11 protein-coding genes are annotated in these 15,383 nt (G+C 71.2%); 8 read left to right on the plus strand and 3 right to left on the minus strand.

The window, feature by feature from the left end; translation table 11 throughout:
• Positions 1-418: 418 nt before the first annotated feature.
• Positions 419-1,252 (plus strand): HAD family hydrolase, encoded by an 834-nt coding sequence (locus tag IE225_RS12150; RefSeq protein ID WP_190057453.1) that lies wholly within the window; start codon positions 419-421, stop codon positions 1,250-1,252.
• A 454-nt stretch (positions 1,253-1,706) separates the two neighbouring features.
• On the opposite strand, the gene IE225_RS12155 is transcribed toward IE225_RS12150, so the two are convergent.
• On the minus strand, positions 1,707-2,531 hold the full coding sequence (locus tag IE225_RS12155) for a Fic family protein (RefSeq protein ID WP_190057454.1): 825 nt from the start codon (positions 2,529-2,531) through the stop codon (positions 1,707-1,709).
• 101 nt (positions 2,532-2,632) lie between these two features.
• On the opposite strand from IE225_RS12155, the gene IE225_RS12160 reads away from it, so the two are divergent.
• Positions 2,633-3,676, plus strand: coding sequence for an ATP-binding protein (locus IE225_RS12160; protein ID WP_229879464.1), 1,044 nt, complete (start codon positions 2,633-2,635; stop codon positions 3,674-3,676).
• Positions 3,677-3,741: 65 nt separating this feature from the next.
• Here IE225_RS12160 and IE225_RS12165 read toward each other — a convergent pair whose 3' ends face one another.
• A complete protein-coding gene (locus IE225_RS12165) occupies positions 3,742-5,016 on the minus strand; it encodes a polysaccharide deacetylase family protein (protein WP_190057456.1) in 1,275 nt (424 codons plus the stop codon).
• Positions 5,017-5,301: 285 nt separating this feature from the next.
• On the opposite strand from IE225_RS12165, the gene IE225_RS12170 reads away from it, so the two are divergent.
• From IE225_RS12170 to IE225_RS12195, 6 genes are all read left to right on the plus strand, one after another.
• Positions 5,302-7,920 (plus strand): SulP family inorganic anion transporter, encoded by a 2,619-nt coding sequence (locus IE225_RS12170; RefSeq protein WP_190057457.1) that lies wholly within the window; start codon positions 5,302-5,304, stop codon positions 7,918-7,920.
• 499 nt (positions 7,921-8,419) lie between these two features.
• Positions 8,420-10,375, plus strand: a complete 1,956-nt coding sequence (gene acs, locus IE225_RS12175; protein ID WP_190057458.1) for an acetate--CoA ligase — start codon at positions 8,420-8,422, stop codon at positions 10,373-10,375.
• Positions 10,376-10,655: 280 nt separating this feature from the next.
• Positions 10,656-12,170 carry a Na+/H+ antiporter NhaA gene (gene nhaA / locus IE225_RS12180; RefSeq protein WP_190057540.1) on the plus strand — a complete coding sequence of 505 codons (1,515 nt, stop codon included), beginning with the start codon at positions 10,656-10,658 and terminating at the stop codon, positions 12,168-12,170.
• Positions 12,171-12,259: 89 nt separating this feature from the next.
• Entirely contained in the window at positions 12,260-12,751 is a 492-nt protein-coding gene (locus IE225_RS12185) for a phage holin family protein (protein WP_190057459.1), read from the plus strand.
• Positions 12,748-13,707 carry an alpha/beta fold hydrolase gene (locus IE225_RS12190; RefSeq protein WP_190057460.1) on the plus strand — a complete coding sequence of 320 codons (960 nt, stop codon included), beginning with the start codon at positions 12,748-12,750 and terminating at the stop codon, positions 13,705-13,707. The genes IE225_RS12185 and IE225_RS12190 overlap by 4 nt, the downstream gene beginning before the upstream one ends.
• Before the next feature lie 128 nt (positions 13,708-13,835).
• On the plus strand, positions 13,836-14,015 hold the full coding sequence (locus tag IE225_RS12195) for a hypothetical protein (RefSeq protein ID WP_190057461.1): 180 nt from the start codon (positions 13,836-13,838) through the stop codon (positions 14,013-14,015).
• A gap of 75 nt (positions 14,016-14,090) precedes the next feature.
• Here the strand turns inward: IE225_RS12195 and IE225_RS12200 are convergent, their stop codons facing one another.
• Positions 14,091-15,290 (minus strand): MarP family serine protease, encoded by a 1,200-nt coding sequence (locus IE225_RS12200; protein WP_190057462.1) that lies wholly within the window; start codon positions 15,288-15,290, stop codon positions 14,091-14,093.
• Between the last annotated feature and the right edge of the window lie 93 nt (positions 15,291-15,383).

Below are 15,383 nucleotides of genomic sequence, written 5' to 3' on the forward strand. Positions count from 1 at the left end.
GCTGGAATCACGGTGCAGCGATCCGGGAAATCGTGTGGATCTTGGTCAATAACGGTGGACAAGTCGGTGACTGTGAATATCGCCGTCACCCATACCGGTGACGCCTGTACTGACCTCTGTGCGACTCCCGCAGAGCAGCGCTCCTGCTACACAGAGTGACAGATCATGGGCATGACGGATCAAGGGGCGGCAGCAGCCCACGCCGCCAAGCAACCGCGTACAAAAGGAGAAAACCCGCCCGGACATGCGACGACCCCCGCCGGGGGGGAGAGCGGGGGTCGTCTCCACGGCCGACTCGGGGGGGGAGGAGTCGGACCGGGTTAGCACGGTCGCGAACGATCCGTGACTTCCATGGTGTACCCGAGAGCCGTCTCAGGCAAACCCACGCGCCATACCTTACGCCGAATGGGCTGCCCCTATGCTCAGGGGCGTGGAAAACCACTCCTTGTCCCGCACGGCGGCCTTCTTTGATCTGGACAAGACGGTCATTGCGAAGTCGAGCACGCTCACCTTCAGCAAGTCCTTCTACCAAGGCGGCCTGATCAACCGCCGGGCCATGTTGCGTACCGCATATGCCCAGTTCGTCTTCCTCGTCGGCGGCGCCGACCACGACCAGATGGAGCGCATGCGCACGTACCTGTCCAAGCTGTGCCGGGGCTGGAACGTGCAGCAGGTGAAGGAGATCGTCGCCGAGACGCTGCACGACCTGATCGATCCGATCATCTACGACGAGGCCGCCTCGCTCATCGAGGAGCACCATGCCGCCGGCCGTGACGTGGTGATCGTGTCCACGTCCGGCGCCGAGGTCGTGGAGCCGATCGGCGAGATGCTGGGCGCGGACCGAGTGGTGGCCACCCGCATGGTCGTGGGCGAGGACGGCTGCTTCACCGGAGAGGTGGAGTACTACGCCTACGGCCCGACGAAGGCGGAGGCGATCCGGGAGCTCGCCGCCTCCGAGGGCTACGACCTGGCCCACTGCTACGCCTACAGCGACTCCAGCACCGACCTGCCGATGCTGGAGGCCGTCGGCCACCCGTACGCCGTCAACCCGGACCGCACCCTGCGCAAGGAGGCGGCCGCCCGCGGCTGGCCGGTGCTGGACTTCCACCGTCCGGTCCGGCTCAAGCGGCGGCTGCACACGTTCTCCGTGTCACCACGGCCCGCCCTGGTCGCGGCCGTGGCGGTGGGCGCCGCGGCGGCCACCGCCGGACTGGTGTGGTTCGCGAGCCGGCGCCGATCGTCGATCGCCTGACCCGGCTTTCCGGCCACCGCGACCGCCCCAGAACCCAATTCCGCCCGCTCAGTTCCTATTTGAACCTGAAAGTAAAAAGTGCAGTGAGGTCTTCCGCTTGTTCCGGGTCAGGAGTACAAAGGTCTTGAAGGCCCGCGAGAGGCAAGGACATCCGGGAGGATCACCCCCAGACGTATTCGGCTCCACGGACCGAGCATGAACACCGAGCACCCACGCGACGTCGACCCGTCGATTACGGGCCAGCCGCACCAGGTGACGGGCGAAGTTCCCGACCTGATGGGCACGATTCGAGGACGCTTGGTAACTCGGTGATCATGCCAGCGGCGGTACGACGAGTCGTACCGCCGCAACTCTGTCTGGCCCCCGCCGGGGGCCTTTTACCGTTCCGGCCCTTTTCCGGGCCCGCGACGCGCACTCCCGAGCGGCTGCCCGCAAACGGGCCGCCCCGCCCGCCTCAGGCGGCGCCCCGCTGCAGGGCCTCGCACACCGCCGTCGACTCGCGCGCGCCGAGTTCCACCGCCCGGCCGCAGTGGGCGATCCAGGCCGCCATGCCCTCCGGCGTCCCGGAGACGTAGCCCGCGAGGGCGGCCGCGTACGCCTCGCGCCCCTGCTCGGCGTGCCCGACCTCGGCCGGGCAGACGGCCTTGGGGTCCAGGCCGCTGCCGACCAGGACGATCCGCTGGGCGGCGCGCGCCACCAGGCCGTTGTGGGAGGCGAAGGGGCGCAGCGCGAGGAGTTCGCCGTGCACGACCGCCGCGGTCACCAGCGCGGGTGCGGAACTGCCCGCCACGATCAGCTCGGCGAGCCCGTCCAGGCGGCCGGACACCTCGGCCGCGCTCGGCAGCGGCAGCTCGATCAGGGGCTCGTCGACGGCCTCCCCCTCCCGGCGCGGCCTGCCGACCCAGTCCTCTTTGCCGGCCGCGGCCACCAGGTGCAGCCGGGCCAGCACCCGCAGGGGCGACTGCCGCCAGATGGTCAGCAACTGGCCCGCCTCGGCGGTCAGTCGCAGCGCCGCGCCCATCACCCGCGCCTCGGCGTCCCCACCGAAGTCCGTGCGCCGCCGCACCTCCTCCAGGGCCCAGTCGGCCCCGGACAGCGCCGCCGAGCCGCGCGCGCCGCGCAGCGCCGCCTCGGAGGTGATCTCGTTGCTGCGGCGCCGCATGATCCGGTGCCCGTAGACCCGGTCGACGGCCTTGCGGACGGACTCCACGGAGTCGGCCACCCCCGGGAGCGCACCCAGGGCGGCGAGCGGGTCGGCGGTCGCGCCTGTCGTACTCATGAGTACGACCCTACGCGCGCCCTTGCGCGGCCCCTCGAAGGAGTGGTGTTCTTCACTCCCGCTAGCCACGCACAGCAATCACACGACTACTCTTTGTGAACATGAAAATTGCTTTCGTCGGGAAGGGCGGCAGCGGCAAGACCACCCTGTCGTCCCTGTTCATCCGCCACCTCGCGACCGCCGGCGCACCGGTCGTCGCGATCGACGCCGACATCAACCAGCACCTGGGAGCGGCACTGGGTCTCGACGAGGCGGAGGCCGCCGCACTGCCGGCGATGGGGGACCGGCTCCCGCTGATCAAGGACTGGTTGCGCGGCTCCAACCCGCGCATCCCCTCCGCCGAGGCGATGATCAAGACGACCCCGCCCGGCACGGGCTCGCGGCTGCTGCGGGTGCGCGAGGACAACCCGGTGTACGACGCCTGCGCACGAGCGGTGGAACTCGACGGCGGCGCGGTCCGTTTGATGGTCACCGGCCCCTTCACCGACGCCGACCTGGGCGTCGCCTGCTACCACTCCAAGACCGGAGCGGTGGAGCTGTACCTGAACCACCTGGTGGACGGCCGCGACGAGTACGTCGTGGTCGACATGACGGCGGGTTCCGACTCCTTCGCCTCCGGCATGTTCACCCGCTTCGACATCACGTTTCTCGTCGCCGAGCCCACCCGGAAGGGGGTCTCCGTCTATCGCCAGTACAAGGAGTACGCCCGCGACTTCGGCGTCACACTGAAGGTCGTCGGCAACAAGGTGCAAGGACAGGACGACCTCGACTTCCTGCGCGCCGAGGTCGGCGACGACCTGCTGGTCACGGTGGGGCACTCGGACTGGGTACGCGCCATGGAGAAGGGCCGGCCGCCCCGGTTCGAGCTCCTGGAGGACGCCAACCGCCGGGCCCTGCAGGTCCTGCGGGCGGCCGCCGACGCGACGTACGGGCTTCGGGACTGGGAGCGCTACACGCGGCAGATGGTGCACTTCCACCTCAAGAACGCCCAGTCCTGGGGCAACGCGCGCACCGGCGCCGATCTGGCGGAGCAGGTGGATCCGGGGTTCGTGCTGCGGGAGGACGCGCCGGGCGCCGAGGACGCGCCGGGCGCCGAGGGGGCGCGGGGCGCCGGCCGGGCCGCGGACACCGTGGCGACCGCCTGAAAGCCGCCGGTCGTGGGCGCGACCGCCCGCGCGCGACCGGCGGCACGCGGCACCCGTCGCCGGAGCTAACGCCTCTCCGCCGGCCCCCCGGGTACGCCCTTCGGAGCCGGGGCCGGGCGGTCCGACAGGAAGGCCGCCCACCCCTGCTTCGGGGCCTCGCCGACCCGCAGGCCGCGCAGCTTCTCCAGCACCTCCGGGTCCTGGGCGTCGAGCCAGTCGGCGAGCTGCCGGAAAGAGACGCAGCGCACCTCGGGCCTGCCGCACACGTCCTGGACGACCTTCTCGACGGCCTTCATGTAGGTGCCGCCGTTCCAGGACTCGAAGTGGTTGCCGATGACGAGAGGCGCACGGTTGCCGTCGTAGGCCCGGGCGAAGCCCTTGAGCAGGCTGTCGCGCATCTGGTTGCCCCAGCGTTCGTACTGGGCGGGATCACCCTGGGTCCGGGTGCCGGACTGGTTGACCATGAAGTTGTAGTCCATGGTCAACTGCTCGTAGGAGTGTCCGGGGAAGGGCACGAGCTGCATGGACAGGTCCCACAGGCCGTTCTTCTTCCGGGGCCACACCTGGTTGTTGACGCCGCTGCTGTCGTAGCGGAAGCCCAGCTCGCGGGCTGCCCTGACGAAGTTCTTCTGCCCCTCCAGGCAGGGTGTGCGGGCGCCGACGAGTTCCCGGTCGTAGTCGAAGGGCAGCGGGGCCGCGTCCTTCATGCCGGTGTTGGTCTTCCACGACTTCACGAACTGCTTGGCCTGCTCGATCTCGCTCTTCCACTCCTCCACCGACCACTGGCCGACGCCGCCGTCAGCGCCGCAGAAGTGGCCGTTGAAGTGGGTGCCGATCTCGTTGCCCTCCAGCCACGCCAGGCGCAATTGCCGGACGGTGTCGGCGATGCCCTGCTCGTTGTTGAAACCGATGTCCGAGCGGCCCGGCGAGTGCCGCGGCGGCCGGTACAGCCCGCGCTTCTCCTCGGGCAGCAGATAGACGCCGCTGAGGAAGAACGTCATGGTCGCGTGATTGTCCTTGGCGACCTGGCGGAAACGGGAGAACAGTTTCTGGCTGTCCTCACCGGCGCCGTCCCAGGAGAACACCACGAACTGCGGCGGCCTCTGGCCGGGCTTCAGCCGTTCGGGGCGGGGCAGATGAGGCTGGGGCCCGGTGTAGGCGGTGGAGCCGTCGCCGATCAGCTGGACGGCGCTGCCCGGCCGGGGGGCCGCGGGTTCCGCCTTCTGCGGACCGGGGGCTCCTTGCCTCACCCCGTCGCCGGCGCCCGCCCCGCAACCGGCCAGCGACACGGCGCACGCCGCGGCCACGGCACCGACGGCGATCCTCTGGGTGGCGGCCATGTCCCGCTCACCTTCTTCCTTCTCTCGACCAACGCTGACGAGGGCGTTTTCCGGTGACGCACCGGAAGTGCCGACAGCGCCGCCAAGGTCGCACGGATCAGAGAAGGAATGAGCAAGACAAGCCGATTAAATGATTTATTCATCCACTTGAGTGATTCATTGACCCATTCGCACAGAAAGACTATGCCTAGCCTTTACTCGACATTACTATTCATTTACTAGTCCTTGAACTGTGCCACTTCATCCCGCCGCTGTACGCCGTAACCGACGGAGGAGACGGGAACCATGACAGCCTGCGTCCCCACCCGAGCCGAACGCACCCACCAACCCCACAGTCCACCGCCACCCCCGCGCCGCCGCCCCCGCATCGCGGGCGCGGACGTGTCGGCCGCCGTCGCGGTCTTCCTGATCGCCCTGCCCCTGTCCCTCGGCATCGCGCTGGCCACCGGCGCGCCCCTGCAGGCCGGCCTCGTCGCCGCGGCCGTCGGCGGCATCGTCGCCGGCCGGCTCGGCGGCTCCCCGCTGCAGGTCAGCGGACCGGCCGCCGGACTCACCGTGGTCACGGCGGACCTGATCCACCGCTACGGCTGGCGCACCACCTGTGCCATCACCGTCCTCGCCGGCCTCGCCCAACTCGGCCTGGGCTGCCTGCGCGTGGCACGCACCGCGCTCGCCGTCAGCCCGGCTGTCGTGCACGGCATGCTCGCCGGCATCGGCGTGACGATCGCCGTCGCCCAGCTGCACATCGTCCTCGGCGGCAGCCCCGAGAGCTCCGTCCTGGACAACATCCGCGCTCTGCCCGCCCAGTTGGCGGCCCTGCACCCCGCCGCCGTGTCGATCAGCGTCCTCACGCTCGCCCTGCTGCTGGCGTGGCCGCGGCTGCCCGGCCGGGCGGGCCGCCTGCTGCGCACGGTTCCGGCCGCGCTGGTCGCCGTCGCCGGAGCCGCCGCCACCGCCGCGCTCACCGGCCTCACCCTGCCCAGGGTGGACCTGCCGTCCTGGCGCAGCCACGCCCTGGCCGGACTGCCCGAGGGCCCGCTGCCGGGCCTCGTCGCCGCCGTGCTGACCACCACGCTGGTGTGCAGCGTGCAGTCGCTGCTGGGCGCGGTCGCCGTGGACAAACTGGCCGCCGGCCGCCCCGGTACGGCCGTCCGCGTCCCTCGCTCCGACCTCGACCGCGAACTGCTCGGTCAGGGCGCCGCCAACGTCATCTCGGGGGCGCTCGGCGGACTGCCGGTCGCCGGCGTCGCCGTGCGGAGTTCGGCGAACGTGCGGGCGGGTGCCGTCAGCCGGAACTCCACGGTGCTGCACGGCGTTCTGGTAGTAGTCGCCGCGCTGCTGATGGCCCCGGCCCTGGAACTCATCCCGCTCGCCTCCCTCGCCGCCCTGGTGCTGACCGTCGGCATCCAGATGGTGTCGCTGCACCACATCCGCACGGTGACCCGCCACCGCGAGGCACTGGTGTACGCCGCCACCACCCTCGGCGTGGTGCTCCTCGGCGTCCTGGAGGGTGTGGCGCTCGGAGTCGCCGTGGCCGTCGCCGTCGCCCTCCACCGCCTCACCCGCACCCGTATCACGCACGACGAGAAGGAAGGAGTCCACCACGTACGCGTCCGAGGCCAGTTGACGTTCCTCGCGGTGCCGCGGCTCAGCCGGGTCCTGCACCTCGTGCCCCAAGGTGCCCACACCATCGTGGAGTTGGACGGTTCGTTCATGGACCACGCGGTGTACGAGTCACTGCAGGACTGGCAGAAGACGCACACCGCGCGGGGCGGCACCGCGCGGGTGACCGGCCTGTGCGCCGGAGTCCGTGCCCCTTCCGGGGAGTCGGCCGCCTCCGCCGAACTCCACGCCCCGCCCGCCCACGAGTTCCCCGCTCGACCGGAGTCCTCTGAACAACTGGAGTCCTCTGAACAACCGGAGTCCTCTGACCGACTGAAGTCCTCTGATCGACCGGACACACCCACTCAGCCGGACACGCACCCCCGCCCCGCCCGCCCGGAGCCCTCGATCGCAACGGCGCCGTCCGCCGCCCCGAAGCTCCCGGAACTCCCAGAGTTTCCAGGACTCCCAGGGTTCCCAGAGCTCCCCGAACTCCCGAAGCCCCCGGGCAGCCCGAACCCGGCCGGTGGCGCCGGCGGCCACTCGCTGACGAGGGGAATCCGCGCGTTCCAGCGCCACACCGCACCGCTGGTGCGGGACGAGTTGGCGCGGCTGGCCCGCGAGGGACAGCGTCCCCAGCAGCTCTTCCTCACCTGCGCCGACTCACGGCTCGTGACGTCGATGATCACCGCCAGTGGTCCCGGCGACCTCTTCGTCGTGCGCAACGTCGGCAACCTGGTACCGCTGCCCGGCGAGGAGAGCGGAGACGACTCGGTGGCGGCGGCGATCGAGTACGCGGTGGATGTGCTGAAGGTGCGGTCGATCACCGTGTGCGGGCACTCCGGGTGTGGCGCCATGCAGGCGCTGCTCACCTCCCGTCCCTCGGGCGCCCGTACCCCGCTCAGGCGCTGGCTGAGACACGGGCGGCCCAGCCTGGAGCGGTTGTCCGGAGGCGTTCGGCCCCGGCCGAGGCTGGCCGATCGGCGGCCCGCCGACGCGGTGGAGCAGTTGTGCCTGGCCAACGTCGTCCAGCAGCTGGACCACCTGCGGGCGCACGAGGCGGTGGCCCGGGCCGTGCGAGGCGGGGTGCTGGAGGTGCACGGGATGTACTTCGACGTGGGCGAGGCACAGGCGTACCTGCTCACCGAGAAAGAGGACGGGGAAGCGGTGTTCACCCGGGTGACGGCGGACCCGACGAGCACGAAAACCACCCACTCGGGGGCAGGAAGCAGCTCGGGTCCGAGAGGTTCGAGAGGTTCGAGGAGACAGACCCGCACGGAGCAGACGCACAGCTCCGGCTGAGCCAACCGGGTCACTCACGGCCGCTCACGGCCACTCACGCCAACGCGAGCCGGTGAACAACAGAGTTGGGGCGGGAGGAAACAGACATCCAGAACATCCAGAAAAGAGGCGGGCATCCCGGGGAAGCCCCCGGAGGGAGCAGTCACCGGTATCGGTGAAACACCCGCCGACCCCGAACAAGCAGCCACCGACGAGTTCCCGCTCCGTTCTCGCCCACCAGCCCCCGCCCCACCTACCAGCACCCGCCCCCCGACCGGCCGGATCCGCTTCCCAGCACGGCCGAGTCCACCCCCTCCCCTACCAACACTCGCCCTTCGCACATGTGACCCCTTACACCTGAACCCCGCCCCCATCCCGTCCGTGACCTCGGTTGACGGATCATTCACCCGACCGCACACAGGTCTAAACCAATTACCGGATCAGCCCTTGTCACCGAGCCGTCCGGTCTGGTGAGCTGTGGTCTGGGACACAGCGGACACCCTCACTTACGGGAGATGTCGTGAGCAACGAAAGCCTGGCCAACCTGCTGAAGGAAGAGCGCAGGTTCGCACCCCCCGCAGACCTGGCCGCCCACGCCAATGTCACCGCGGAGGCGTATGAACAGGCCAAGGCTGACCGGCTCGGCTTCTGGGCCGCGCAGGCCCGCCGGCTGACCTGGGCCAAGGAGCCGAGCGAGACCCTGGACTGGTCCAACCCGCCGTTCGCGAAGTGGTTCAAGGACGGCACGCTGAACGTGGCGTACAACTGCGTCGACCGGCACGTGGAGGCCGGCCTCGGCGACCGGGTGGCCGTCCACTTCGAGGGCGAGCCCGGCGACAGCCGCGCGATCACCTACGCCCAGCTCAAGGACGAGGTGTGCAGGGCCGCCAACGCCCTCACCGAGCTGGGCGTGCGGAAGGGCGACCGGGTCGCGATCTACATGCCGATGATCCCGGAGACCGTCGTCGCCATGCTGGCCTGCGCCCGCATCGGCGCCCCGCACTCGGTCGTCTTCGGCGGCTTCTCCGCCGACGCGCTCGCCACCCGCATCCAGGACGCCGACGCGCGGGTGGTCATCACCGCCGACGGCGGCTGGCGGCGGGGCAAGCCGTCCGCGCTCAAGCCGGCCGTCGACGACGCGGTCCAGCGCGCCGGCAACGTCGAGCACGTGCTGGTGGTCCGCCGCACCGGCCAGGAGGTCGCCTGGACCGAGGGCCGGGACGTGTGGTGGCACGACCTGGTCGGCCGGCAGCCGGCACAGCACACGCCGGAGGCGTTCGAGGCGGAGCACCCGCTGTTCATCCTCTACACCTCGGGCACGACGGGGAAGCCGAAGGGCATCCTGCACACCTCCGGCGGCTACCTGACGCAGACGTCCTACACCCACTGGGCGGTGTTCGACCTCAAGCCGGAGACCGACGTGTACTGGTGCACCGCCGACGTCGGCTGGGTGACCGGGCACTCGTACATCGTCTACGGGCCGCTGTCGAACGGCGCCACGCAGGTGCTGTACGAGGGCACCCCGGACACCCCGCACCAGGGCCGCTTCTGGGAGATCGTCCAGAAGTACAAGGTGTCGATCCTCTACACCGCGCCGACGGCGATCCGCACGTTCATGAAGTGGGGCGACGACATCCCCGCCAAGTTCGACCTGTCCTCCCTGCGCATCCTGGGCTCGGTGGGCGAGCCGATCAACCCGGAGGCGTGGGTGTGGTACCGGAAGAACATCGGCGGCGACCGGACACCGGTCGTGGACACCTGGTGGCAGACCGAGACCGGGTCGATGATGATCTCGCCGCTGCCGGGCGTGACGGAGGCCAAGCCGGGCTCCGCCCAGCGCCCGCTGCCCGGCATCTCCGCGACCGTGGTGGACGACGAGGGCAACGAGGTGCCCAACGGCGGCGGCGGTTACCTGGTGCTGACCGAGCCGTGGCCGTCGATGCTGCGCACCATCTGGGGCGACGACCAGCGGTTCGTCGACACCTACTGGTCCCGCTTCGAGGGCCGCTACTTCGCCGGGGACGGCGCCAAGAAGGACGAGGACGGCGACATCTGGCTGCTGGGCCGGGTCGACGACGTCATGCTCGTGTCCGGGCACAACATCTCCACCACCGAGGTGGAGTCGGCGCTGGTCTCCCACCCGTCGGTGGCTGAGGCGGCCGTCGTCGGTGCCGCCGACGAGACGACCGGGCAGGCGATCGTCGCCTTCGTGATCCTGCGCGGCGCGGTGGCGGAGACCGAGGACCTGGTCGCCGAGCTGCGCCAGCACGTCGGCGCCACGCTCGGCCCGATCGCCAAGCCCAAGCGGATCCTGCCGGTCGCCGAGCTGCCCAAGACCCGCTCCGGCAAGATCATGCGCCGCCTGCTGCGCGACGTCGCCGAAAACCGCGAACTCGGCGACGTCACCACGCTGACGGACTCCACGGTGATGGACCTCATCCAGGCCAAGCTGCCCAAGGCGCCCAGCGAGGACTGACGGCAGAGGGAGTCGTACGGCCCCGAAGCCGCGGGGCCGTACGGCGGTGGACGCGTGAGCACGGCGGGAGGCGGGAGTAGGACCGCCTCCCGAGGGGCACCCGGTGGCCGAGGCGGCACCGGGTGCCCTTCCATGTCCGGCCCGGAGAGCACTGGCCCCGGCGCCACACCTTAGGTAAACTAATTAAATCAGGTGTGCCGGGAAGTCTGGTCGGCAAGCTGCTCCCTCCTGCCCGACGACGGAGGCTCCCGTGACCACGCCCCGCACCGACCGCTCCCCCATCGGCCGCTTCCGCACCAGCCGCTCCCGCACCGACCGGTCCCGCTCCGCCGCCCCCGTCCGCAGACTCCTGGGACGCCTGTCGCTGCCCGAGCGCACCTTCGTGGCGGACGCCCTGCGCACCGAGACCGTCGGCGGCGTGCTGCTGCTGGCGGCCGCGATCGCCGCGCTGCTGTGGGCCAACATCCCGGCCCTGGGCGACAGCTACCGGGTCGTCGCGCACCACCACTTCGGCCCGGCCGCCCTGGGACTCGACCTGTCGGTCCAGCACTGGGCCGCCGACGGGCTGCTCGCGCTGTTCTTCTTCGTCGCCGGGATCGAGCTCAAGCGCGAGCTGGTCGCCGGCGACCTGCGCGACGTGCGGGCCGCGGTGCTGCCGGTGGTGGCGGCGCTGTGCGGCATGGCGGTGCCCGCGCTCGTCTCCACGCTCACCGCCGCCGTGGGCGGCGGCTCCCTGGCCGGCTGGGCGGTGCCCACCGCCACCGACATCGCCTTCGCGCTCGCCGTGCTGGCCGTCATCGGCACCTCGCTGCCCAGCGCGCTGCGGGCGTTCCTGCTGACGCTCGCCGTCGTCGACGACCTGTTCGCCATCCTGATCATCGCGGTGTTCTTCACCGGCGACCTGGACTTCGCCGCGCTCGCCGGCGCCGCGGCCGGCCTGGCGGTGTTCTGGTTGCTGCTGCGCGCGGGTGTGCGCGGCTGGTACGTCTACGTCCCGCTCGCCCTCGTCATCTGGGGGCTGATGTACAACAGCGGCGTCCACGCGACCATCGCCGGCGTCGCCATGGGCCTGATGCTGCGCTGCACGCCCCGCGAGGGCGAGGACCGCTCCCCGGGCGAGCGCGTCGAGCACCTCGTCCGCCCTCTGTCGGCGGGCCTGGCCGTGCCGCTGTTCGCCCTGTTCAGCGCGGGCGTGTCGGTCTCCGGCGGCGCGCTGGCCGACGTGTTCGCCCGGCCGGAGACGCTCGGTGTCGTCCTCGGCCTGGTCGTCGGCAAGGCGCTCGGCGTCTTCGGCGGCACGTGGCTGACGGCGCGGTTCACCCGGGCGTCGCTCAGTGAGGACCTCGCCTGGGCCGACGTGTTCGCGGTGGCGTCGCTGGCCGGGATCGGCTTCACCGTGTCGCTGCTCATCGGCGAGCTGGCCTTCGCCGGCGACGCGGCCCTGGCCGACGAGGTCAAGGCCGCCGTCCTGCTCGGCTCCCTCGTCTCGGCGGGCGCGGCGACGGTCCTGCTGAAGATACGCAACGCCAAGTACCGCCGGCTGTGCGAGACCGAGGAGCGCGACGAGGACGAGGACGGCGTCCCCGACATCTACGCGCAGGACGACCCGGCGTACCACCTGCGCATGGCGGAGATTCACGAGCGCCGGGCCGCCGAGCACCGCCGGCTCGCCGCGCAGAAGGCCGCCGCCCAGAAGACCGCCCCGCAGAAGGCCGCCGCGCAGAAGGCCGCCGCGCGACGTGCGCTTGCCGAAGTGCCGGGCGGGGCAGGCGGGAAGAACGACGGTCCGGCATGATCTGACGAGACGGTACAAAAGACGGGACCGTACGCAGTCACGCAGAAGCGTGCAGAAGACGGAACCGTACGCAGAAGAGGGAGACCGCGATGAGCGCACCCGACGGCAGCCCGGTCGGCGCCGAACGCACCATCGGCCAGTTGTTCGCCTCGGCGACGGCCGAGTTGTCCGCGCTGGTGCACGACGAGATCGCGCTGGCCAAGGCGCAGCTCAAGCAGGACGTCAAGCGGGGCGCGGCCAGCGGCGGCGCGTTCTCGCTGGCGGGCGCGGTGCTGGTGTTCTCCCTGCCGATGCTGAACTTCGCGCTCGCCTACGGCATCCGCACCTGGAGCGGCTGGAACCTGGCCGTCTGCTTCCTGCTGTCGTTCGCCGCGAACGTCCTCGTCGCCGGCCTGCTGACGCTGATCGGCGTGGTGTTCGCGAAGAAGGCCCAGAAGGGCAAGGGCCCGCAGAAGGTCGCCGCGTCGATGAAGGAGACGGCGGGCGTGCTGCAGAAGGCCAAGCCGCACCCCCGCGAGGTGCACGCGCTGGAGCACCGCAGGCCCGAGGCCCTCGACACTGTGGCACGCTCGTCGTCATGACGGACCCCGCCACCCCTTCGGCGCACCCCACCTCGGTCGCCTCGGTCGTACGCATCGGCATCCCCGGCGGTCACCGGGTGACCCACCGGGACGTCGCCGCCAACGGCGCCCGCTTCCACATCGCCGAGCTCGGTGACGGACCGCTGGTCCTGCTGCTGCACGGCTTCCCGCAGTTCTGGTGGACCTGGCGGTACCAGCTGCCGGCGCTCGCCGAGGCGGGTTTCCGGGCCGTCGCGATGGACCTGCGGGGCGTCGGCGGCAGCGACCGCACCCCGCGCGGCTACGACCCCGCCAACCTCGCCCTCGACATCACCGGCGTGATCCGCTCCCTGGGCGAGCCGGACGCCGCGCTGGTCGGGCACGACCTGGGCGGCTACCTGGCGTGGGTGGCGGCCGCGATGCGGCCGAAGCTGGTACGGCGGCTCGCGGTCGTCTCGATGCCGCATCCCCGGCGCTGGCGCGCGGCGATGCTGCGGGACGTCAAGCAGACCGCCGCCAGTTCCCACATCTGGGGGTTCCAGCGGCCCTGGGTGCCCGAGCGGCAGCTGACCGCCGACGACGGGGCGCTCGTCGGCCGCCTGATCCGGGAGTGGTCCGGCCCGCGCCTGCTCGACGACGAGGCCGTGGAGACGTACCGGCGGGCGATGTGCATCCCCTCCACCGCGCACTGCTCGATCGAGCCGTACCGCTGGATGGTGCGTTCGCTGGCCCGCCCGGACGGCATCCAGTTCAACCGGCGGATGAAGCGGCCCGTGCGCGTGCCCACGCTGCACCTGCACGGCTCCCTCGACCCGGTGGTCCGCGCCCGCAGCGCCGCGGGCTCCGCGGAGTACGTCGAGGCGCCCTACCGCTGGCGGCTCTTCGACGGGCTGGGGCACTTCCCGCACGAAGAGGATCCGGTCGCGTTCTCCACCGAACTGGTCAACTGGCTGAAAGATCCCGAACCCGATCGGTGACCGTGTCGGTACGCCCGGTATCCGGACGTCGAACGCGCATACGGCGAACGGATACTTGCCGCGCGCATAGGCCAATTGGGGCCCTCCGGCTGGGTTATCGACCTTGGGGCGGGGGCACACGTCCGGGTATGGGCTGGACGCACGACTACAGTGACGCAGCGCGCGATCGCCGTTCCGGCGACGCTCTCAACTCCCACCAGCGCGGCACCCCGCAGATGACGGGCACCGACCCGCGGGTGGGCATACCGCACATCCTGCGCCGCCGGGCCCGCTGGGTCTCGGTGCGGCTGCGCCACTCCCGCGGCTGACGGCCCGCCGCACGGCACGCCTCTCCCCCTCTCTCTCCCGCGCTTTCCCCGCGCACCGCCGGCACGGCCCGCCCCTCACAGGGCGCAGCTGTCGCTGTCCACCTGCTGGTCGGCGGTACGGCCCCGGGTGATGTCCTGCCGGATCTCGTCCGCGGTGAGCGCGTAGCCGGTGTCGGCGTCGTCGAGGGACTTGGCGAACACCACGCCGTACACCCGGCCCTGAGGGGTGAGCAGCGGGCCGCCGGAGTTGCCCTGACGGACGGTCGCGTACAGCGAGTACACGTCGCGGCGCACGGTGCCGCGGTGGTAGATGTCCGGGCCGTTGGCCGTGATGCGGCCGCGTACGCGTGCGGCCCGGACGTCATAGGAGCCGTTCTCCGGGAAGCCCGCGACGATCGCGCCGTCGCCGCCGCGCGCGTCCGTGGAGGTGAACCGCAGGGCCGGGGCCTTCAGGTCGGGCACGTCGAGGACGGCGATGTCCCGCCGCCAGTCGTACAGCACGACCTTGGCGTCGTACTTGCGGCCCTCGCCGCCTATCTGGACGGTGGGCTCGTCGACGCCGCCGACGACGTGCGCGTTGGTCATCACCCGGCGGTCGGCGAAGACGAAGCCGCTGCCCTCCAGGACCTTGCCGCAGCTGCGCGCGGTGCCGGTGACCTTGACGATGGACCGCTTGGCGCGGGTGGCGACCGGGCTGCCGGCCAGGGCCGGGTCGGGTGGCCGCACGTCGTTGATGGGCTCGTTGGAGAAGGGGGTGAAGACCTGCGGGAAACCGTTCTGCGCGAGGACCGAGGAGAAGTCCGCGAACCACGTGTCCGCCTGCGCGGGCAGCGCCCGGGAGACGCCGAGCAGCACCCTGGAGGTGCGGACCTCCCGGCCGAGCGTGGGCAGCGTGGTGCCGGCGAGCGCGGAGCCGATCAGCCACGCGACGAGCAGCATGGCGACGACGTTGACGAGGGCGCCGCCGGTGGCGTCCAGGGCGCGGGCCGGGGACCAGGTGATGTAGCGGCGCAGCTTGTTGCCGAGGTGGGTGGTGAGGGCCTGGCCGACCGAGGCGCACACGATGACGACGACCACGGCGGCGACGGCGGCGGTCGTGCCGACCTCCGCGTCGCCCGTCAGGGCGTCCCAGACGACCGGCAGCGTGTACACGGCGACGAGGCCGCCGCCCAGGAAGCCGACCACCGACAGGATGCCGACGACGAAGCCCTGGCGGTACCCCACGACCGCGAACCAGACGGCGGCGACCAGCAGCAGGATGTCCAGCACGTTCACCGCGTCAAGCCTCGCCTCTCACGTTCGCGATCACTACAGGTCGGCCGGGGGTCCGGAAGCGCTCTCCGGAGTAGCACAACAGCACGGGGTCAC

The sequence above is a fragment of the Streptomyces echinoruber genome, assembly GCF_014651135.1.
Classification (GTDB): Bacteria; Actinomycetota; Actinomycetes; order Streptomycetales; family Streptomycetaceae; genus Streptomyces; species Streptomyces echinoruber.

Coding starts and splice junctions, on each gene's coding strand:
- IE225_RS12150 (WP_190057453.1), top strand. CDS start 419: ATGCTCAGGGGCGTGGAAAACCACTCCTTGTCCCGCACGGCGGCCTTC.
- IE225_RS12155 (WP_190057454.1), bottom strand. CDS start 2,531: ATGAGTACGACAGGCGCGACCGCCGACCCGCTCGCCGCCCTGGGTGCG.
- IE225_RS12160 (WP_229879464.1), top strand. CDS start 2,633: ATGAAAATTGCTTTCGTCGGGAAGGGCGGCAGCGGCAAGACCACCCTG.
- IE225_RS12165 (WP_190057456.1), bottom strand. CDS start 5,016: ATGGCCGCCACCCAGAGGATCGCCGTCGGTGCCGTGGCCGCGGCGTGC.
- IE225_RS12170 (WP_190057457.1), top strand. CDS start 5,302: ATGACAGCCTGCGTCCCCACCCGAGCCGAACGCACCCACCAACCCCAC.
- IE225_RS12185 (WP_190057459.1), top strand. CDS start 12,260: ATGAGCGCACCCGACGGCAGCCCGGTCGGCGCCGAACGCACCATCGGC.
- IE225_RS12190 (WP_190057460.1), top strand. CDS start 12,748: ATGACGGACCCCGCCACCCCTTCGGCGCACCCCACCTCGGTCGCCTCG.
- IE225_RS12195 (WP_190057461.1), top strand. CDS start 13,836: ATGGGCTGGACGCACGACTACAGTGACGCAGCGCGCGATCGCCGTTCC.